Source organism: Mesorhizobium sp. M0601, assembly GCF_040320845.1.
In the GTDB taxonomy this organism is placed as follows: Bacteria; Pseudomonadota; Alphaproteobacteria; order Rhizobiales; family Rhizobiaceae; genus Mesorhizobium.
Genome location: NZ_JAMYQK010000004.1, coordinates 102,813 through 121,898, shown reverse-complemented (window position 1 = coordinate 121,898; position 19,086 = coordinate 102,813). Strand labels below are relative to the sequence as shown.

20 protein-coding genes are annotated in these 19,086 nt (G+C 61.7%); 12 read left to right on the top strand and 8 right to left on the bottom strand.

All coding sequences use genetic code 11. The features are described 5' to 3' along the window. Positions 1 to 22 precede the first annotated feature (22 nt). Positions 23 to 1,030, bottom strand: a complete 1,008-nt coding sequence (gene speB, locus NKI41_RS06330; RefSeq protein ID WP_352471982.1) for an agmatinase — start codon at positions 1,028 to 1,030, stop codon at positions 23 to 25. 304 nt (positions 1,031 to 1,334) lie between these two features. Between speB and NKI41_RS06325 the strand changes: the two genes are divergently transcribed. After that, positions 1,335 to 2,393, top strand: a complete 1,059-nt coding sequence (locus NKI41_RS06325; RefSeq protein ID WP_352682021.1) for a glycerophosphodiester phosphodiesterase family protein — start codon at positions 1,335 to 1,337, stop codon at positions 2,391 to 2,393. 356 nt (positions 2,394 to 2,749) lie between these two features. Here the strand turns inward: NKI41_RS06325 and NKI41_RS06320 are convergent, their stop codons facing one another. After that, the gene (locus NKI41_RS06320; protein WP_352682019.1) at positions 2,750 to 3,628 is read right to left on the bottom strand and encodes an aldo/keto reductase family oxidoreductase; all 879 of its coding nucleotides are present in this window, start codon (positions 3,626 to 3,628) and stop codon (positions 2,750 to 2,752) included. A gap of 94 nt (positions 3,629 to 3,722) precedes the next feature. Between NKI41_RS06320 and NKI41_RS06315 the strand changes: the two genes are divergently transcribed. Next, positions 3,723 to 4,625, top strand: a complete 903-nt coding sequence (locus NKI41_RS06315) for a LysR family transcriptional regulator (RefSeq protein WP_352682017.1) — start codon at positions 3,723 to 3,725, stop codon at positions 4,623 to 4,625. Positions 4,626 to 4,736: 111 nt separating this feature from the next. On the opposite strand, the gene rpsI is transcribed toward NKI41_RS06315, so the two are convergent. The 3 genes from rpsI to NKI41_RS06300 form a co-directional block, all read right to left on the bottom strand. After that, positions 4,737 to 5,219, bottom strand: a complete 483-nt coding sequence (rpsI, locus tag NKI41_RS06310; protein ID WP_023674644.1) for a 30S ribosomal protein S9 — start codon at positions 5,217 to 5,219, stop codon at positions 4,737 to 4,739. A 1-nt stretch (position 5,220) separates the two neighbouring features. Next, complete coding sequence (gene rplM / locus NKI41_RS06305) at positions 5,221 to 5,685, bottom strand: 50S ribosomal protein L13 (RefSeq protein WP_352682015.1); 465 nt, start codon at positions 5,683 to 5,685, stop codon at positions 5,221 to 5,223. Between the two features lie 214 nt (positions 5,686 to 5,899). Next, positions 5,900 to 6,364: a PaaI family thioesterase gene (locus NKI41_RS06300; protein WP_352682013.1), complete on the bottom strand. Its 465-nt coding sequence runs from the start codon at positions 6,362 to 6,364 to the stop codon at positions 5,900 to 5,902. 157 nt (positions 6,365 to 6,521) lie between these two features. On the opposite strand from NKI41_RS06300, the gene NKI41_RS06295 reads away from it, so the two are divergent. The 5 genes from NKI41_RS06295 (at position 6,522) to NKI41_RS06275 (ending at position 10,190) form a co-directional block, all read left to right on the top strand. Next, complete coding sequence (locus NKI41_RS06295) at positions 6,522 to 7,343, top strand: enoyl-CoA hydratase (RefSeq protein WP_352682011.1); 822 nt, start codon at positions 6,522 to 6,524, stop codon at positions 7,341 to 7,343. A 9-nt stretch (positions 7,344 to 7,352) separates the two neighbouring features. Beyond that, a complete protein-coding gene (locus NKI41_RS06290) occupies positions 7,353 to 7,775 on the top strand; it encodes a VOC family protein (protein ID WP_352449340.1) in 423 nt (140 codons plus the stop codon). 76 nt (positions 7,776 to 7,851) lie between these two features. Further along, entirely contained in the window at positions 7,852 to 8,373 is a 522-nt protein-coding gene (locus NKI41_RS06285; RefSeq protein ID WP_352682009.1) for a CoA-binding protein, read from the top strand. Positions 8,374 to 8,553: 180 nt separating this feature from the next. Continuing rightward, positions 8,554 to 9,834, top strand: a complete 1,281-nt coding sequence (locus tag NKI41_RS06280) for an O-acetylhomoserine aminocarboxypropyltransferase (RefSeq protein ID WP_352501542.1) — start codon at positions 8,554 to 8,556, stop codon at positions 9,832 to 9,834. A 5-nt stretch (positions 9,835 to 9,839) separates the two neighbouring features. Beyond that, on the top strand, positions 9,840 to 10,190 hold the full coding sequence (locus NKI41_RS06275; RefSeq protein WP_352682007.1) for a cupin domain-containing protein: 351 nt from the start codon (positions 9,840 to 9,842) through the stop codon (positions 10,188 to 10,190). Positions 10,191 to 10,349: 159 nt separating this feature from the next. Here the strand turns inward: NKI41_RS06275 and NKI41_RS06270 are convergent, their stop codons facing one another. Next, positions 10,350 to 11,489: an LVIVD repeat-containing protein gene (locus NKI41_RS06270; protein WP_352682004.1), complete on the bottom strand. Its 1,140-nt coding sequence runs from the start codon at positions 11,487 to 11,489 to the stop codon at positions 10,350 to 10,352. 129 nt (positions 11,490 to 11,618) lie between these two features. Between NKI41_RS06270 and NKI41_RS06265 the strand changes: the two genes are divergently transcribed. Together NKI41_RS06265 and NKI41_RS06260 are read left to right on the top strand one after the other, a co-directional pair. Next, complete coding sequence (locus NKI41_RS06265; RefSeq protein ID WP_352682002.1) at positions 11,619 to 11,789, top strand: hypothetical protein; 171 nt, start codon at positions 11,619 to 11,621, stop codon at positions 11,787 to 11,789. 127 nt (positions 11,790 to 11,916) lie between these two features. Next, positions 11,917 to 12,831: a LysR family transcriptional regulator gene (locus tag NKI41_RS06260; protein ID WP_352682001.1), complete on the top strand. Its 915-nt coding sequence runs from the start codon at positions 11,917 to 11,919 to the stop codon at positions 12,829 to 12,831. A 160-nt stretch (positions 12,832 to 12,991) separates the two neighbouring features. Here the strand turns inward: NKI41_RS06260 and NKI41_RS06255 are convergent, their stop codons facing one another. After that, positions 12,992 to 14,239 carry a cytochrome P450 gene (locus NKI41_RS06255; RefSeq protein ID WP_352681999.1) on the bottom strand — a complete coding sequence of 416 codons (1,248 nt, stop codon included), beginning with the start codon at positions 14,237 to 14,239 and terminating at the stop codon, positions 12,992 to 12,994. Between the two features lie 97 nt (positions 14,240 to 14,336). Here NKI41_RS06255 and NKI41_RS06250 point away from each other — a divergent pair, with 97 nt between their 5' ends. After that, the gene (locus tag NKI41_RS06250; protein WP_352614130.1) at positions 14,337 to 15,440 is read left to right on the top strand and encodes an NAD(P)/FAD-dependent oxidoreductase; all 1,104 of its coding nucleotides are present in this window, start codon (positions 14,337 to 14,339) and stop codon (positions 15,438 to 15,440) included. Between the two features lie 7 nt (positions 15,441 to 15,447). Here NKI41_RS06250 and NKI41_RS06245 read toward each other — a convergent pair whose 3' ends face one another. Beyond that, positions 15,448 to 16,038, bottom strand: coding sequence for a hypothetical protein (locus NKI41_RS06245; RefSeq protein WP_352542611.1), 591 nt, complete (start codon positions 16,036 to 16,038; stop codon positions 15,448 to 15,450). 386 nt (positions 16,039 to 16,424) lie between these two features. Here NKI41_RS06245 and NKI41_RS06240 point away from each other — a divergent pair, with 386 nt between their 5' ends. After that, positions 16,425 to 17,807 (top strand): TackOD1 domain-containing metal-binding protein, encoded by a 1,383-nt coding sequence (locus NKI41_RS06240; protein ID WP_352681997.1) that lies wholly within the window; start codon positions 16,425 to 16,427, stop codon positions 17,805 to 17,807. Beyond that, positions 17,804 to 19,078 (top strand): glycosyltransferase family 2 protein, encoded by a 1,275-nt coding sequence (locus NKI41_RS06235; protein ID WP_352681995.1) that lies wholly within the window; start codon positions 17,804 to 17,806, stop codon positions 19,076 to 19,078. The genes NKI41_RS06240 and NKI41_RS06235 overlap by 4 nt, the downstream gene beginning before the upstream one ends. Positions 19,079 to 19,086: the final 8 nt, after the last annotated feature.

The window sequence follows — 19,086 nt, the reverse complement described above, 5'->3', positions numbered from 1 at the left end:
CAAAATTCCTGTTATCTCAAAGCTATATGCCGCTCGCCTGATTCAATCCGGCAACGCTGTGATTGCCTTGGTTCATTTCCTCGAGCCGGGCCTTTCGTTCCGCCAGCAGCCCGAGATAGTGCATGGCCACCATCGAGCCGGCAATCGCCGTTATATCGGCGTGATCATAGGCTGGCGCAACCTCGACGACGTCGGCGCCGACGATATCGAGCTGGTTGATCTGGCGCAGCACCGACAGGATCTTTGCCGAAGACGGGCCTCCCGCGACCGGCGTTCCGGTGCCGGGCGCAAAAGCCGGGTCCAGGCAATCGATGTCGAAAGTGACATAGGTCTTCTTGCCGCCCGTACGGTCGACGATGGCATAGGCGATGTCGGACGCACGCATTTCCTCCACTTCATGGCCGTACAGGATCTTGATACCGAACGTGTCGGGCGCATGGGTGCGGATGCCGATCTGGATCGACCGGTCGGGGTCGATGATGCCCTCCTTGACTGCACGGCCGACGAAGGAGCCGTGATCGATGCGCTTGCCGTCGTCGGGCCAGGTGTCCTGGTGTGCGTCGAACTGCACCAGAGCCAGCGGGCCATGGATGGCGGCATGCGCCTTGAGCAGCGGCCAGGTGACGAAGTGATCGCCACCGAGTGACAGCAGAAAGGCGCCGGATTTCAGGATCTTGGCCGCTTCGCGTTCGATCGTGGCAGGCGTCTTCTGGTGATTGCCGCTGTCGAGCAGGCAGTCGCCATAATCGACCACGGCAAGCTGTTCGAACAGATCGCGCGAAAACGGATATTGCGGGTCGTTGTCGAGGATGGCCGAGGCGCGGCGGATTGCCTGCGGTCCGAAACGGGCGCCCGGCCGATTGGTGACCGCAGCGTCGAAGGGAATGCCCCACACCACCGCATCGGCGTCCTTCACGTCCTTCGAATATTTGCGCCGCATGAACGACAGGGCGCCGGCATAGGTCGGCTCGAACGACGCACCCGTCCTGGAGCGGGTGGTGAAGGCATGATCGATGGTCCTTGGCGGCATGAAGCGATCTCCTGTGCGTCGACGCGCACCCTTATTGGACATAATTCTCAGAATTGCGACCCCTGCGGAGGATCATGGCCATTCGATCCGGTCACAAATCCTTGCTCGCCAGGCGAACCCGGCAGGCTCGCCAGGAGATTGCCTGGCAAGCAACCGAAAGTAGCCGCCGAAGACTGCTTCGGCCGGCGCTGACCTGATTTTCCGGCATTTTGCAAGCCGGCTTCGTTCACCTGCTTGTCACGGGCATCGCTTAACCGGGGTGCGATCCCGGTACGGAGCGATTCTCGTGCGAACGACCTGTCTCATGCGAACGATTTGGCTGAGCCTTCTGCTTGCCGCGGCGCTGGCGCTCTCCCTTGGCCAGGCATCGGCAGGCGAAACGCGCGCCAGGCAGATTCTCGACCGCTTCGAGCACGCCAACCAATGGCGCGACCATGTGATAGTGGCCGCGCACCGCGCCGGCGGCATGCAATCCGGCAAGACGCTCTATCCCGAAAATTCGATCGCCGCCGCCGAGGCGTCGATCGCAATGGGCGCCGAAATCGTCGAGGTCGATATCAGGCGCTCGAAGGACGGACAGTTCGTCGTCATGCATGACAGTTGGCTCGACCGCACGACGAATTGCAAGGGTGAGGTGGTCAACCGCACGATGGCCGAACTCAAGACGTGCCGTTTGGTGATCGAAGGCACCGGCGCCGTTACGGGCGAGACGGTCTCGACGTTGCGCGAGATGTTGATGACGACCAGGGACAGGATCCTCATCAATCTCGACAACAAGCTCGACACCGAAAGCCTCGTCGGCATGGTCGCGGTTGCGCGCGACCTCGGCATGGCCGAACAGGTGATCGTCAAGGAGAACCTGTGGAATGCGGAGCGGATTGCCAGTGTCAAGGCCGCCATGGACGCGATCGGCAGCGGCTTCCAGTTCATGCCGATTATCGCCGATGACGCGGTTCGCGACGCCATGTTTGCCGAGAAAGTGGGCCGGGCCTTCCCGATGCGCGCGGTCGAGATGATCAACTGGCGCATGGGATCAGAGACACTGACCGAGACCGGCGGCCCGCTGTTCAGCCCGCGCATGCGCGCGCTGGCGGTGAGGGGCGACTGGCACATCTGGGCCGACACCTATGCCATCGTCAACAAGCCGGGAGGCTTCCTCGCCGGCGGTCGCGGCGACGAGCTGGCGGTTGCGGCCAGCCTGCCGCGCGAGACTTATGGCTTCTGGGTCGAGCGCGGCGCCACCATCATCCAGACCGACGAACCGAAGGCCGCCATCAGTTGGCTGGCGGCGAACGGTTTTCGCGTGCCCTATGCCGGTGAGAAGCGCCCGGCCGAGCCGGCCAACACGGCCAGCATCAACTAGACCGGCGCGGCGAGAATTGGATCTCCCTCTTGTGGTGACGATGCCCGGCAGGGCAGAAGGGCGCTGTCCCGCCGACCCCAGGCCGGCAGCGCCAAACTTTCGAAGGAACCCAGAAACAGAAAACCCGCCTCTGTGGGGCGGGTCGTTGGAGCCAATTAGCACCATACCCAAATTAGTAGCATAGCTGCCGGCACAAAGCAAGAACAAAATGTGGCGTAGTGGCAGAAAAATGCGACGATCCTTCAGCGCCTCGGCGGTTCCGCGTGCAAGGTCGCGCGCCTTCGCTGTCCTGCCGGCAATCTCCCCCGCAAGGGAACCCACTTGGGGGAGATTGGCTCATCACTGCCTTCGGCAATCTACCCGCAGGCCGCCATTGCCACACCATCCAGCTCCTTGATGACATCGTCCGACAGTTCGAGGTCGGCAGCGGCGAGGTTCTCCCTGAGATGCGCGACGGAAGACGTGCCGGGAATCAGAAGAATGTTGGGCGCGCGGCGAAGCAGCCAGGCGAGCGCGACCTGCATGGGCGTGGCGCCGAGGCGTGCGGCGACCTTGGACAAGGTCGACGACTGCAACGGGTTGAAGCCGCCAAGCGGGAAGAACGGCACATAGGCGGTGCCGTCGCGGGCGAGATCGTTGATCAAGGCATCATCGCCCCGATGCGCCAGATTGTACTGGTTCTGCACGCAGACGATCCTGCACATCCTGCGGCCTTCGGCGATCTGTGCGGCGGTGACGTTGCTCAGCCCGATGTGGCGCACGAGGCCCTGTCGCTGGAGCTCGGCAAGCGTCGCAAGCGGCGCCTCGATCGACCCTTCGGCGGGGCCATGCGCGTCGAACATGACCCGAAGGTTGACCACCTCCAGCACGTCGAGTCCGAGATTGTGCAGATTGTCTTGCACCGCCTGTGTCAGCTCTTCCGCCGAGAAGGCCGGCAGCCATGAGCCATCCGTGCCGCGTCGGGCACCGATCTTGGTGACGATAACGAGGCCGTCGGGATAGGGTGCGAGCGCTTCGCGGATCAACAGGTTGGTCACGTGCGGGCCATAGAAGTCGCTGGTGTCGATGTGGTTGACGCCTTGTGCAACGGCTTCGCGCAGTACGGCCAATGCCGCGTCGTGGTCCTTTGGTGGGCCGAAGACGCCTGGCCCTGCGAGCTGCATGGCGCCGTAGCCGAGCCGCCTCACTGGGCGGTCGCCGAGGATGAATGTGCCGGACTGGTCGACGCTGGACATGGTCTTTCTCCTTCAGGAACGGTGCACAGATAGACGCTGTCCGATCTCATGATAATTGGGTACAATTCGCACGGGCTGTGCGGAATGACGAACAATGCAGATTGATCTCGGGGACCTGAACGCCTTCGTGGCCGTAGCGCGCGCCAAAGGTTTTCGGGATGCGGCACGCGCCAGCGGCGGCAGTGCGTCCGGCTTGAGCGAGGCGGTGCGGCGCCTGGAGACGCAGCTCGGTGTCAGGCTGCTCAACCGGACGACCCGCAGCGTTGTCCTGACGGAAGCCGGCGAAGGCCTGCTGGCGCGGCTCGGTCCTGCCTTGACCGAGGTGGAGTCGGCCCTCGACGTAGTGAACGGCTTTCGCGACAGGCCGGCAGGTACGTTGCGCCTCAATGTGCCGGTCAGCGCGGCGCGGCTGGTACTGCCCAGCATCGTTCCGCCTTTTCTCGCCGCCTATCCGGGCATCCGGTTGGAGGTGATCTCGGAGGAGAGCTTCGTCGATGTGCTGGCGGCGGGGTGCGACGCCGGCATCCGCTATGAGGAGCGGCTGGAGCAGGACATGATCGCTGTGCCGATCGGACCGCGTGTGCAGCGCTTCGCCACCGCCGCCAGCCCGGCCTACCTGGATCGTCATGGCCGGCCGCAACACCCGCGCGACCTGCTCGGCCACGCCTGCCTGCGCGGCCGCTTTGCCAGCCGTGCGATGCCGCCGTGGGAATTCGAGCGCGACGGCGAGGTGGTGCGGGTCGACCCGACGGGGCCGCTTCTCGTGACCCTGGGCGGGGCGACTGACCTCAAAGTCGATGCAGCCATCGCCGGCACCGGCATCATCAGCCTGTTCGAGGATTGGCTACGTCCTCACTTCGAGAGCGGAGCGCTCGAACCGCTGCTTGAACCCTGGTGGCAGAGCTTCTCCGGGCCGTTCCTTTACTATCCCGGACGGCGCCTCGTGCCGGCGCCGTTGCGGGCGTTCATTGACTTCATCAAGGACAGCCGGACCTGAGCTCTGCGCCAGGCATGAACCGCGCCGCAGGCGCGGGTGGGGTGATGCCCCTGTATGAAAAGAAAAGGCCGCCCGGAGGCGGCCTTTCGATAGCGTGTAATTGCGCAGCGCTTAGCGCTTGGAGAACTGGAAGCTCCGGCGGGCCTTCGCCTTGCCGTACTTCTTGCGCTCGACGACGCGGCTGTCGCGGGTCAGGAAGCCACCCTTCTTGAGCACGGCGCGCAGCGCCGGCTCGTAATAGGTCAGCGCCTTGGAGATGCCGTGGCGCACGGCACCGGCCTGGCCGGAAAGGCCGCCGCCGATGACGGTGGCAACGATGTCGTACTGGCCGGCGCGATTGGCGGCGATGATCGGCTGGTTGAGGATCATCTGCAGCACCGGACGCGCGAAATATTCGGCGAACACCTTGTCGTTGACGACGATCTTGCCGGAGCCGGGCTTCACCCAGACGCGGGCGATGGCGTTCTTGCGCTTGCCGGTGGCGTAGGCGCGGCCCGACTTATCGAGTTTCTGGACGTGGACGGGTGCGGCCGGCTGGGTGTTGGTATTGCCGGTGGCAGCTCCGAGTTCTGCGAGCGAGGAAAGCTCAGCCATCTTACGAAACCTTCTTGTTCTTGGCGTTCAGCTTGGCCACGTCGAGGACGACGGGCTGCTGGGCGACATGCGGATGTTCCGTGCCTGCATAGACGCGGAGGTTCTTCATCTGGCGACGGCCGAGCGGGCCACGCGGGATCATGCGTTCGACGGCCTTCTCGACGACACGTTCGGGGAAACGACCCTCGAGCAGCTGGCGCGCGGTGCGCTCCTTGACGCCGCCGGGATGGCCGGTGTGCCAGTAATAGACCTTGTCGGTGAACTTCTTGCCGGTGAACACCACCTTGTCGGCATTGATGACGATGACGTTGTCGCCGTCGTCGACGTGCGGGGTGAAGGTGGGCTTGTGTTTGCCGCGAAGATGATTGGCGATGACAGTGGCGAGACGGCCGACGACGAGACCCTCGGCGTCGATCAGCAGCCACTTCTTCACCACATCCGCAGGCTTCTGCGAAAAGGTTGCCATGGATTGTTGCTTTCGGTTCGGACCTTCAAAAGAAGGCGTTTCTTGTTGCTTGGATTGGCGAAAGGCGCTTGCCCGCCGCCAATAACAAAACGGCGGCCTTTGCGGGCCGCTGTTCCGTGAGGGCTTATAGGGGAGGGGTTCGACCGCGTCAAGGCGCATGAAATGTCGGCGAGCTATCAAAATCCAGCAAAAACAATGCCTTGGATGAAAGGTATTATTTTACCACACCATCAATCCGCTTTGGCGGGATCGAATAGGTGCCCGTTGCGTGCGCTACCGTGTGTCCCTCCGGGCCGGCGACGATGTCGATATCGAACACCATCAGGCTCTTGCCGAGCTTGAGGATGCGGCAATGGCCGTCGATAGGACCACTCTCGGCCTTGCGGACGAAATTGATGTTGAGACTGGTGGTGACCGAAAGCGCATCCGGTCCGGCATGCGAGAGCACGCAGACATAGCCGCCTATGTCGGCCAGCGTGAACAGCGCCGAACCCGACACGGTGCCGCCGGGACGCAAATGGCGCTCGTCGGCGTTGAGGCGCACGACACAGCCGCCTGGAAACACCTCCAACGCCTCGTAGAAGGTGAACTGGTCGTTGAGCTGCGGGAAAATGGTCGCCATCAGCGCGTTGATTTCGGCAGCCGTCAGCACCGGCTTGAGATTGCTGTGGGCGGGCATTTCAGTCTCCCGGTTTGCGCCCTGCATGTATGAACGCGACGTGGCGTTTCTGGCAACAGCCCATTCATTATGGCAGAAGCGGACGAGGGAGTTGGACGAAGCGAGACGGCATACTAGATTAGTCCATCATCGATCCGGAATCGCGGAGGAACGACCTATGGCCGAAATCGTCGCCATCAAGCCTGCCGTTGCCGAAGGGCCGGTCGTCTCCAGGCTGGACAACGGCGCGCTGCGCCTGACGCTCGCCAATCCGCCGGCCAATGCTCTTTCGCTTGCAGTGATGGCGGCGCTGACGGCGGAACTCGACCGCGCCAAGGCCGACAAATCCGTCCGCGTCATCGTCCTCGGGGCGACCGGCAAGGTGTTCTGCGCCGGGCACGACCTCAAGGAGTTGAGCGCGCACCGCGCCGACGCCGATCGCGGCAGGGGCTTCTTCGAAAAGACGTTTTCCGCCTGCGCCGCGCTGATGCAGGCGATCGTTCGCCATCCTAAGCCGGTGATCGCCGAAGTCGACGGCCTGGCGACGGCGGCCGGATTGCAGCTGGTTGCCAGCTGCGATCTCGCCATCGCCTCGCACGAGGCGACCTTCTGCACGCCTGGCGTCAATATCGGACTGTTCTGCTCGACGCCGATGGTGGCGCTGTCGCGCAACGTCTCGCGCAAGCACGCCATGGAGATGCTTTTGACCGGCGAGACGATCGATGCGGCAACCGCCAAGGAATTCGGCTTGGTCAACCGCGTCGTGCCGCGCGAATATCTGAATCAGATTGTCACCAAATACGCGCAAACCATTGCGTCCAAATCCTCTCTGGTCGTCAAGATCGGCAAGGAAGCCTTCTACGAACAGGCAGAAATGGGGCTGGCCGAGGCCTATGATTACACCGGGCGCGTCATGGTCGAGAACATGCTGGCGCGCGATGCGGAAGAGGGCATTGGCGCCTTCATCGGCAAGCGCAAGCCGGAATGGCCGGAGGAATAGGAGGCGGATATGGAACCGCGCATCTCCATCATCACCATCGCCACCGACGATCTCGACCGTGCGACGCGCTTCTATGAGGCGATGGGCCTGACCCGCCATGCCGGGATCACCGACGGCGTTGCCTTCTTCCAGATGGGCGGCGCCATTCTTGGCTTGTTTCCGCGCCCAAGCGCCGAAGAGGATTCGGGCGTCAGCTTCTCGAAGGCGCCGTCGGCCGTCTACCTCGCCTACAACACCCGCTCTGACGCCGAGGTCGACGAAGTGCTTGCGGCGGCTGAGAAGGCCGGCGGCAAGATCGTCAAGCCGGCCGGGCGCGCCTTCTGGGGCGGCTGGTACGGCTATTTCGCCGATGCCGACGGGCATGTCTGGGAAGTCGCGCACAATCCGGCTTTTCCGATCGCGGAAGACGGATCGATTTCGCTGCCGGGCTGACGACGTTCTCCCTGGCCCATTGCAAGCCACTTGCTCGGCTGTTGGCACCTCACTCCGAAGCGCTGTATGACGAGGCATGAACCACGACGCCTACGACAACGCCTATATCGCCGGCATCCTCAATTCGGTGAAGACCATCGCCATGGTCGGCGCATCGGCCAATGACGTGCGGCCGAGCTATTTCGTGCTGAAATATCTGCTCGGCAAAGGGTTTTCGGTGTTCCCGATCAATCCCGGCCAGGCCGGCAAGGAAATCCTCGGGCGGATGACCTATGCCAGGCTGGCCGATGTTCCAGAGCCAATCGACATGGTCGACGTCTTTCGCGGCTCCGCTGCCGTGCCGGGCATCGTCGACGAGGTGTTGCGGCTCGATCCGCTGCCGAAGGTCATCTGGATGCAGCTTGGTGTGCGCAATGACGAGGCCGCCGCGCGCGCCGAGGCCGCCGGCATCAAGGTGGTGATGAACCGTTGCCCCAAGATCGAATATGGCAAGCTGTCCGGCGAGATCGGCTGGACCGGCGTCAATTCCGGCGTTTTGTCGTCGAAGAAGCCGCTGATGCGGCCGGGATTCCAGAGTTTCGGCGTTCGCCAGAAGTAGGTAGTGAATAGTGAATGGTGAATAGAAAGATTTTTCTGGAAGGCGGGCAAGGCGGCATATGAGCCGCTTGCAATCAGGGTGGGGCTGGCCGACTTTGCCATTCACCATTCACCATTCACCATTCACCATTCACCATTCACCATTCACCATTCACCATTCACCATTGAGGGAGGTTTTTCGATGGCCCGCACGCCCGGTTTCAACACGCTCGCCGTCCATGCCGGCGCCAAGCCGGATCCGGCGACCGGCGCGCGAGCGACTCCAATCTACCAGACCACCTCCTTCGTCTTCGACGATGCCGACCATGCCGCCTCGCTGTTCGGGCTGAAGGCGTTCGGCAACATCTATACCCGCATTATGAACCCGACGCAGGCGGTGCTGGAAGAGCGCATCGCGGCACTCGAAGGCGGCACGGCAGGCCTTGCGGTCGCCTCCGGCCATGCCGCGCAGGTGCTGGTCTTCCACAATCTGATGCAGCCCGGCGACAATTTCGTTTCCGCGACAAAGCTTTACGGCGGCTCGATCAACCAGTTCGGCCACGCCTTCAAGAATTTCGGCTGGCAGGTGCGCTGGGCCGACACCAATGATATCTCGACCTTCGAGAGCCAGATCGACGACAGGACCAAGGCGATCTTCATCGAGAGCCTGGCTAACCCTGGCGGCGTCTTCGTCGATATCGAGAAGATTGGCGACATCGCCCGCAAGCACGGCCTGCCGCTGATCGTCGATAACACGCTGGCCTCGCCCTATCTGCTGCGGCCGATCGAGCATGGCGCCGACATCGTCGTGCATTCGCTGACCAAGTTCATCGGCGGTCACGGCAATTCGATCGGCGGCGCTATTGTCGACGGCGGCACGTTCGATTGGTCGAAGTCGGGCAAGTATCCGATGCTGTCGGAGCCGCGCCCCGAATATGGCGGCCTCGTCCTGCACGAAACCTTCGGCAATTTCGCTTTCGCCATTGCCGCCCGAGTGCTCGGGCTGCGCGATATCGGCGCGGCGATTTCGCCGTTCAATGCATTCCTGATCCTGACCGGTCTGGAAACCTTGCCGCTCAGGATGCAGCGCCACTGCGACAATGCGTCGGCGGTCGCCGGATGGCTCTCCAACCATCCCAAGGTCGCCTGGGTTTCCTATCCCGGCCTGCCCGGCGACAAGAACAACGCGTTGCAGAAGAAGTACTCGCCGCTTGGCGCCGGCGCGGTGTTCACCTTCGGGCTGAAGGGCGGCTATGCGGCGGGCATCAAGTTCGTCGAGGCGCTCGAACTGTTCTCGCATCTGGCCAATGTCGGCGACACCAAGTCGCTGGTCATCCACCCGGCATCGACCACGCATCGCCAGCTTTCCGACGAGCAGAAGATCAACGCCGGGGCAGGGCCTGACACGGTCAGGCTTTCGGTCGGCATCGAGGACGTCAACGACATCGTCGCCGATCTGGAACAGGCTCTCGCCAAGGTTTGATCGCCATGACCACGCCGAAATTTCTTTCCGTCGGCGTCGACACCGTCGAACCGGAACTTGGCGCACCAGCGCCGGATCGCCTGATTTCGGGCGATCCGAAATTCCGCACCTGGAATGTCGAGGAACAGCACGGCGGCCTCTATGCCGGCGTCTGGGAAGCAACGCCAGGCAAATGGCGCATCGAATATGATGAGTGGGAGTTCTGCCACATCCTGTCAGGGGTTTCGGTGATCGCCGAAGACGGCGGCGACGCGCGCACCGTCAGGGCAGGCGACAGTTTCGTGCTCAGGCCGGGCTTTAGAGGAAGCTGGGAAGTGCTTGAAACGACGCGCAAGGAGTATGTGATCAAGCTTTGATCTCGCATCGCGCCGGACTTTACAAAAGGCGATCGATGTCCGTGTCGGAAAATCCGTATCGGCTCATAATGCCGCGGTGCCATGAAACTTTCCCAGCAAATCATGACTGCCTCCGCTTCCGCGCTCCGACTAAGGCTTCATTCAGGGTGAATGTGACCGTCACGTTCGATCCGTTTCCGGCCGCGGGCCGGTGTAGCGGAGAATCCAGAGCCCCTGGTTCTTGTCAGTTATGTAAATGAAGCCGCGCCGGTCCACGACCACGTCCTCGGTCTGAACAACCAGCTTGTCTTCCGGCATAGGGCCGTAGCGTCGGACTGGCTCCGGCGGGATGAAGTAGCCGACCTCGCGCGGAAGCCGAGTATTCGAGACGTCATAGACCCTGAGCCCGGCGTTGAAGTGCGCGATATAGAACAGATCGCCTTGTTTCTGGACATCGGGATGATGCTGGTGGTGGTTGATGTTGTGCGGTCCGCGCCAGCCGCCACGAGTTGTGAAATCCGAATAGGGAGCGCCTTCGGGTGGCACTGGTTCGGGCAACAGCGACAGCAGAAAGGGTTCACTGGAATCGGAAATATCGACGATCGAAGCGTGATGCATCGGACCAAGTCCATAGGTGACGTTCTCCGAATTGGCGAAGGCAATGCCGCGCTCTGGAATCGGCAGCACGCTATGCACACCGAAGCGCGAGTGAAACGGAGGGCTGAAGCTCAGGCCGCCGACCTGCCTCGGCTGGGAGACATCGCTAATATCGAGCACAACGATTCCCGCCGCACCATAAGGCAAATAGACAAGATCGCCAGTGACATAAGGCGGGCCGTGCAGCGAGACATCCTCGCCCGTGCTGGCGCAGAAGGCGCCGCACATGCATTGCGGCTTCAGTCGCAACCGGTAGCGATCGGCGGTCTCCTGGTCGGCGGCGGGCTTCGCAGCCGCAAAGCTCTCGCCGCCGGCCTCGTGCTGGCCCGGCACCCACCAGCGTCCGGCTTCGCGCGGATTCGAGCGATCCGAAATATCGAGGATGACGTAGATGTTGCCCCTGTAACCCGGCATGCCGGCGGCAAGGTGGACATAACGTCCACCGGGATAGAGGTTGCGATGCGTGCCGTTTCCGCCGGTGCGGTAGTGACTGAGTTGTTTCGGATTGATGGGGTCCGCGATATCCCAGATCAGAACGCCTTCGCCGAACGGTGCGTCGGGGTCACCGCCGAAATTAGCAAAGGGCTTTTCGAGGGCGGTCACCATCGTGTCGCCGGACAAATCTATTTGTAGAGTCCAAGTATTCGTGCCGAGATAGGGCACGAACTTGACCGTCTCGGGCTTGGCCGGGTCGGTCACGTCCACGATGCTCCAGCCGGAGTGCCAGAAGTGCCCAGTGTAGAGATACCAACGTTCGCCAACCTGCCTGATCGCCATTTTGAAGGCTGGGCGATGATCGAGATCGGTATAGCCCACTGCTTCGACATTGTGGGCGAAAGCGCCAGGGGGCGCTGGCGACGAAGCTGGAACGGGCTGGGCAAGGGCCTCGCAGACAAGACCGGATTGAGATGTCGCGGCGATCGTCGCGCCGATGAGCGGCACTTTCAGCATCTGGCGGCGTGAAATCTCGGAATTTTTCAAAGCGCGTCTCCCGGATTTTGCAGCTTTCCGGATTTTGCAGATTCCGATACTTTCCGTCCAATATCGTTTGAGCCATGGGTAATTCTATTTGGGAAATTAAAGGCTGAAGATGAACCACAAGCTGATGCAGTCCTTCATGGCCGTCGCCGAAGAGCTGCATTTCGGGCGCGCGGCAGCGCGCTTGCATATCTCACAGCCGCCCCTGACAAAGCAGATCCAGCAACTGGAACAGGCGATGGGTGTGCGCTTGCTGGAGCGCACCAAGCGCAAGGTCGAACTGACTGCGGCGGGGCGTGTGTTCCTTGATGAGGTTAGGGCCGTGCTTCAGCAGACAGAGCAGGCGGTGGAGCTTGCTCGCAAAGCCGATCGTGGCGAAACCGGCCATCTTGCTGTCGGATTCATCGACGCGGCTATCTACAGCGTGGTGCCGTCTGTCGTCCAACGCTTCACCAAGCGCTATCCCGAGGTCGAGTTGAGCCTGACCGACCTGCGCATTCCCAATCAAGTCAGGGCTGTGGCCGAACGCCAGCTCGATATCGGTTTTGTTCATCCTCCCGTCGTTCACAACGCATTGAAGGTCGAAAGCATACTGGTCGAACCCCTGATCGTGGCCTTGCCGGAAACGCATCGGCTGGCCTCGGAAGCAGAGGTCGCGCTAGCCGACTTGGCCTCCGAAGCGTTGATTCAGTTCCCGCGCAGCATCAATCCATCCCTCTATGACGAGATCGTCGGGTTGTGCCGTTCATCCGGGTTCAGCCCGAGGATCGTTCGAGAAGCAACGCCGAAGCAGACAATCATCGGACTTGTATCCGTCGGGCTGGGCGTCTCGCTGCTGCCCGCCTGTCTGCAAAATTTGCGCCGGAGCGGCGTCGTTTATCGCCCTATCCAGGGACGAACCTTGTCTATCGACACTTCAATCATCTACCGGCATGAACAACCCTCGCCGGTGCTGAAGGCCTTCCTCGACATCGTCCGCGAGACGACGCAAAAAGATTCAAATCCCGTCTCTCTTCAAGCTTCATGACCGAATTTCTATAGGCATCCGGGATTGTTAGTGTGAGGTCCTGCTTCCGGTAGCTTCATCGTTCGATCAGCGATTATTTGGCACTCGCGGCCTTGAGATGTTACCTATTTGACCGGAATTCGCCGGAGCCGGCTTCGAAGCCTGTCGTCGGAAGCCGTCCTCAGATTCTGACGGCAAGCGTTTCCAGCCCGTGGAAATGATACGTGTCACGGAAGCGCGGCTGTTCGGCCATTTGGAGCCGCGGCAGGCGTTCGAACAAGGTTTTCAGCGACACCTGCAATTCGAGCCGAGCGAGCGGCGCGCCGATGCAGAAATGGATGCCGGCGCCGAACGATACGTTCTTCTGGTCGGCGCGGTCCGGCCTGAAGGCGAGGGGCTCGGCAAACGCAGTAGGGTCGCGATTGGCCATGCCGAGCAGCAGACCGATCGTTTCTGCCGGCTGGACGATGATCCCCGGCCCGGCCTCGACCTCCTGATAGGCGTAGCGCGTGAACATGTGCAGCGGCGCGTCGAAGCGCAGGCACTCTTCGACCGTCGCGGCTGTTGCTTCCGGTGAGGCGAAGAAGCGGCGCGGGTCGCCGCCTTGCGCAAGGATCGAGCGCACCGCATTGCCGGTCTGGTGGACAGTTGCTTCATGGCCGGCATTGAGCAAAAGGATGGCCGAGGATACCAGCTCGTCCTCCGACAGTTTCTGGCCGTCCTCCTGTGCCGCAATCAGCAGCGACAGAAGATCCTCGCCCGGCCTCTTTCGCCGCTCGGCGACGTAGCCGCGCAGAAAATCGGAAAAGTCGCGCGCGGCGCGATTGGCCGTGTCCTCCGTCCCGCGGGTGCGGCCATGCATGTACATGGCGACCATCCGATGCGACCAGTCGAGGAGCTGCGGCCCCATGTCGACCGGCACGCCGAGCATTTCCGCAATGATGGTGATCGGCAAGGGAGCTGCGAATGCCGGCAGCAGGTCGACTCCTCCTGGTTCGAAACGGTCGATCAGTTCGTTGGCCAGCGCCTCGACACGTGGCCTGAGCCGCTCGACCTGGCGCGAGACGAAGGCGCGGTTGACCAGCGTTCTGAGCCGTGTGTGGACAGGCGGCTCCAGCTCCAGCATCGAATTGGCCTCGATGCCGTCGAACGCGCTGAGGTGCGTGCGGTCCTGACCGATGCCTCGGCTGTCCGGAATGCCGGCCGGGTTCTGCCGGCCGAAGCGGCGATCGCGCAGCAGCCGGTTGACGTCGTCGAAGCCGCCAAAGCACCAGAAACCAAACTCCTCCCAGAAGAAGGCGTTCGATGCGCCATGCAGGAAGGCGTAGGCTTCGTACGGATTCTGGAAGAACGCCGGCTCGTGCGGATCGAGCCGCAGGCGACGCGTGGCTGGATCAAAAGCAAGGTAGGGCGGCTTCAATTCGGTCATGCCAGATCATTAGCGCGGCTTGCCAGTCTGGTGCCAGACCGTATGTTGGCCCTCCAGTGAGGTGAGCCGCCGAAGCGGTTGCGGAAGGACGGTTTTCATGAATGTGATCGTGGTCGGTGCAGGCATTGCCGGGCTATCCACGGCGTGGTCACTGGTCAGGGCCGGGCACCTCGTCTCGATCGTCGAGCAGGGACCGATCCCCAATCCGCTCGCCGCCTCGGGCGATCATCACCGCATCATCCGCCGCGCCTACCGGGCCGGAACGGGCTACGGCCGGCTGATCACCGAAGCCTATGAAGCCTGGGATGAGATGTGGGCCGATCTCGGCGAAAGCCATCTCGATCCGCGCGGCTTCATCTGCATTTCGCGCCAGCCGGGAGATGAGGCCGAGGAATACCGAGAAGGCATGGAAGCCGGGAACTACCCGTTCGAATTGTTCGAGCCGGATGCCGCGGTCGAACGCTGGCCGTTCCTGGAACCTGGTTCATTCCGCTATGCGTATTTTTCGCCGGACGGCGGCGCGCTGCACTGCCGCAAGATCGCCGCCGGCCTCGCCAGGTGGCTGCGCGCGAACGGCGCCAATGTCTACGAGAACAGCAAGGTGGTCGAGATCGACGCCGAGGCCGGGCATATCGTGCTGGCAGGCGGCGAAACGATGCAGGCCGACCGGATCGTCGTCGCTGCCGGCGCCTGGGTGCTGAAACTGTTCCCGGAGCTGGACGGCGAGCTGAAAACCTGGCGCACCGCGCTCGCCTATGTCGAACCGCCGGCGGATCTGCAGGCAGCCTGGCAGGCAGCGCCGGTTGTCCTCGACATTGGCGGCACTGTCGACGGCTACGCAATCCCGCCGACAGGCGGCGCCGGCATGAAATTCGGCTCGGGCCTGCACAGGGTGCCGACCAGCGATGCCGACTGGAACCGTCAGCCGGTGCCGGGCGAGGGTGAGGCGATCCGCAACCTGTTTTCGCCGCCGCTTGCCCGTATCGAGGAGTATAAGGTCACCGAGGTGGTCACCTGCGCCTACACATTCACCGCCGACGAGAAATTTCTGGCACACCAGAAAGGCAGATGCCTGGTCGTCTCGGCCTGCTCCGGCCACGGCTACAAGTTCGGCGCGGCAGTCGGCAGAAGGGTTGCGGCCTGCGTCGGCAATGGCGATGTCGACGGCCTGAAGAAATGGCTCAGGGCAGAGGTGGCCTGAGCGGCTGCTAGTACCGGCAGTGGCGTGGGATGTGCACGCGCCGCCAGCTGGATGAGCCCTCCCTGACCACCACGCGGCGAGCCACTGTCTGATAAGACGCCGGAATGTCGACGATGCGCTGTTGCTCCGGCCGCACGAGAACCTCTTCGGCGACGCTCTCGTATTCGGCGGGCAGGACAACGCGCCGCCGGCGTTCCGGCTCAATCACGACGATCTCGGCCACGCGTTCATAGCGCGCCTTGTGCCTGACCTTGCACAGCACCTTGCGGCCATTGATGATGCGCCATTCCCAGGAATAGCCGCCGTCATCGACCCTCACGGACCGGTAGATGGTGCGGGTGATGGCGGGCACGATCTCGTAGCTGACGCGCGCCGGCGCGATCTGCACCACGCGCTCGCGCGTCCCGTAGATTGGCGCCTCGTATTCCACCTGCTGGCCGGCTGGGCTGACGAGCACATCCTCGTAGACGGTGTCGTAGACGGCCGGCCGATTGACCTGCTCGTAGCATTCGACCGCGCGTCCGCCGGCCGCCGTTTCCGACATTGTGCCGAGCATGGTCAGGCCGGCAATGGCGAAGGAAGAAGCTTTCCTGGTCATGGAACTCCCCCTGTTCGAACCGCATGAAGCGGGTTCAACGTTGAACTGTAGGGAAAGCCATGTCGTGGAAAAGGCGATTCATCAAACTTCGTTAATTCGACTACCTGAGTCCGACAGACAAATTCTTGCTGCCAATTAAGCATCCGCTAACAATCAACGAATAACATTTGACGTATTCGAGTTGATTGACTTGGTCGCTGGTCAGGAACGTCGTGGGGGGACGTAGCTGGCCATCCGGTGTCGCATGCGATCCCGCGTTTTCCGCATATCTCGTCCTGCAATAATCCTTTCAGTAAATGTGACGTTGCCCTTGGATCCTCCACCCAGGCTGCAAGTCGTACCTGTGGCGGCGTTCCTTTGCGAGCGCCGGGCAAATGGAGGCCGACATGCCCGCAGAACTTGTTGCGAAATCCGTTGTGCAACTGCCGGCACCGACGGCTTCCACCGCAAGCCATGAACTCACCGACCTTTGCCTGGCACTCTGGGCCAGAATGGGATTGTCCTGGAAGCCTGCCGTCGAATGGTTCCCACGCGTGGTCGTTCTGCATTCGGCGATCTACCGCACGATGTTCGACTCCTCGTCGGAAGGGGACATCGATGCCGTTCTTCTGGCCGATGAGCGGCGTAACTCGCCGCTGGACAACCTGCGTGACCACATTCCGCTGGCGATGGTGCCTGTCATCGATCTGGGCGGCCGTGCCGGCCGGTTCGCGGATGTACATTTCGATCTGATGCAGCAAACGACTTGGGCGGAGACGGCAAAATGCATACTCGATTTTCGCCGCCGCCGCGAACAGCTTGCCGCGCACATCCGTTCGACAAATACGCCCGAAACGCGCTTTCTTGCGCATGCCTTCGTCGCCGGCAGAAGCATCGAAGCCAAGCGCTATCCGATGACGTCGGCCTCCATAAGCTATCCGGGCTTTCCGTCGGCGGCCAAGACGATCCCGATCGCCGAAGATCTCTCCCATCGCGGACTTCTGCTTAAGACCTTCTTCGACCGCGTGCATGAGTGCGGCGCCTGCGGGTCGCGGCGGCTTACCGTTCGCGAGGAATGTCCCTCCTGCCGTTCGGCCGATATGTTCGAGGCCGAGCTTATTCATCATTATCGTTGCGCGGCTCTTCGTCCTGAAGGCGATTTTCGGCAGGGAAGCGCACTGGTCTGCCCCAAATGCAGCCAGCAATTGCGTCACTATGGAAAGGACTATGACAAGCCCGGCCACTCGCAAATCTGCAGGAGGTGCAAGGATTCGACATCGGAGCCGGCTGTTGGATTCGTCTGCCAGGATTGTGATGCGCGGGCTGATGGCGACAGCGTTAAACGTATCGACTTTTTTTCCTACGCACTCACGGATCAGGCGCTGTCTCTGCTCACCAGTCCGGAGAAAAAGCTGCCAACGTCCTTGTTGGGGTTGCCGCCATCCCTGGTTCAGGAACTCGACCGCGCACGCATGACCGGAGCGAAGGGCCCGCCGTTGGCGGTCACGGAATTGCGTTACGGAGCACGAGAGTCGCTCATAAAATCAAAGGGCCAGGACGTCTTTGAGAAACTGCGCCGTCTCTTCATCGAAAACCTGAGCAATTACCTTGCGGAGACAGGATCGGTGCACAAAGGCGCCGCCGCCGACTATTTCATCATGACGGCGAAGGGCGACGAAACATTGTCGGAGCAGATATCGGCAATGCTTTCAATCTGCGAGGCGTCTTTGGGCGAAAAGCTTGATCCTCGCCCTCGGGTGGCGACCAAAACGGGGCAAGCCTCGCGTTGAATGATCTCGAACTCGGATTTGCGTTCCTGCTAGCTCAATCGACGGCGAGCCTGGCCTCCGTTTTCTGGTACACGCTGGTCTTTGAGTTCCCCCGCTACATCATTCCGTTCGTCGCGGCCGCTGTGACCATGCGTTCGGGTGATGCCGCGGGTTCGATTGACCATGAGCGTCCATTACGGCCCAATGTAAGCATCATTCTGGTTGGCCATAATGAGGCTGAGTCCATCGAAACCTGCGTCCGCTCGTTGCGGGAACAGTCTTTCAATGACTTCGAAGTTGTCATTGTCAGTGATGGTTCGACCGATCGGATGAGCAGGGTCTCGCAAGCTCTGGTCAAGAGAGGTTATGCCTCGCGCATCATTTCGACGGATCTGAGGGGCGGCAAGGCGAGCGGGATCAATCTGGCGTGCCGCGTAGCCAAAGGCGACATACTGATCAATGTCGATTGCGACTGTTCGTTTGATCGGTACGCGATCGAGAATATTCTCGGTCCCTTTTCGGATCCAGCGGTTGGAGCGGCATGCGGCGATATTGCACCGCGCAACGGCCACGCGAGTATCGTCGCCCAGTTTCAGGAGATCGAATATTTACAGTCGATTTCGGTCGGAAAGCGTATTGCTGGAGCTCTCGATCAGGTCGTTTGCATTTCGGGAGCGTTCAGCGCCTTCAGGCGCAAAGCCCTTTTGGGGGTTGGGGGATTCGACGTAGGCGGTGGCGAGGATCTGGATGTCACGCTGAGATTGCGGCGGGCGGGCTGGCGCATGGCCTATGTCCCGGATGCGATCTGCTATACGGACGTCCCGATAACCGCATACCAATATATCCGCCAGCGATTGCGCTGGGAGCGCGATGCCATTTGGCTACGCTTTCGCAAACACTACCGCCTGTTTCGTGTCTCGGACTCGGGTTTCCGGCTTCCGGAGGCCCTACACCAATGGGATTTCCTCCTTTTCAACGTCGTTGGTGCCGCGATATTCCCGCTCTATCTCGTCTGGCTTGCCCTCCAGTACGGCTCTTTCACGCCCGCGATCCTCATCGGCATGCAGTGCGGCCTCCTGGTTCTCGACGTGTTTGTGCTGGCGCTGGCCAGTTGGACCACCGAGCGACGGGGGTTCTGGCGAAGCATATGGTTCCTGCCCGGCTACTCCCTGTTCATGACCTATGTGATGAGACCCGTTCGATTGATCGCCTATATCGATGAATGGGTGTTCTCAGGTTCACATCGCGACAACTACACGCCGATCAAAGTTCGGCTAGAGCGGCCCTGGTAGAGAACGAG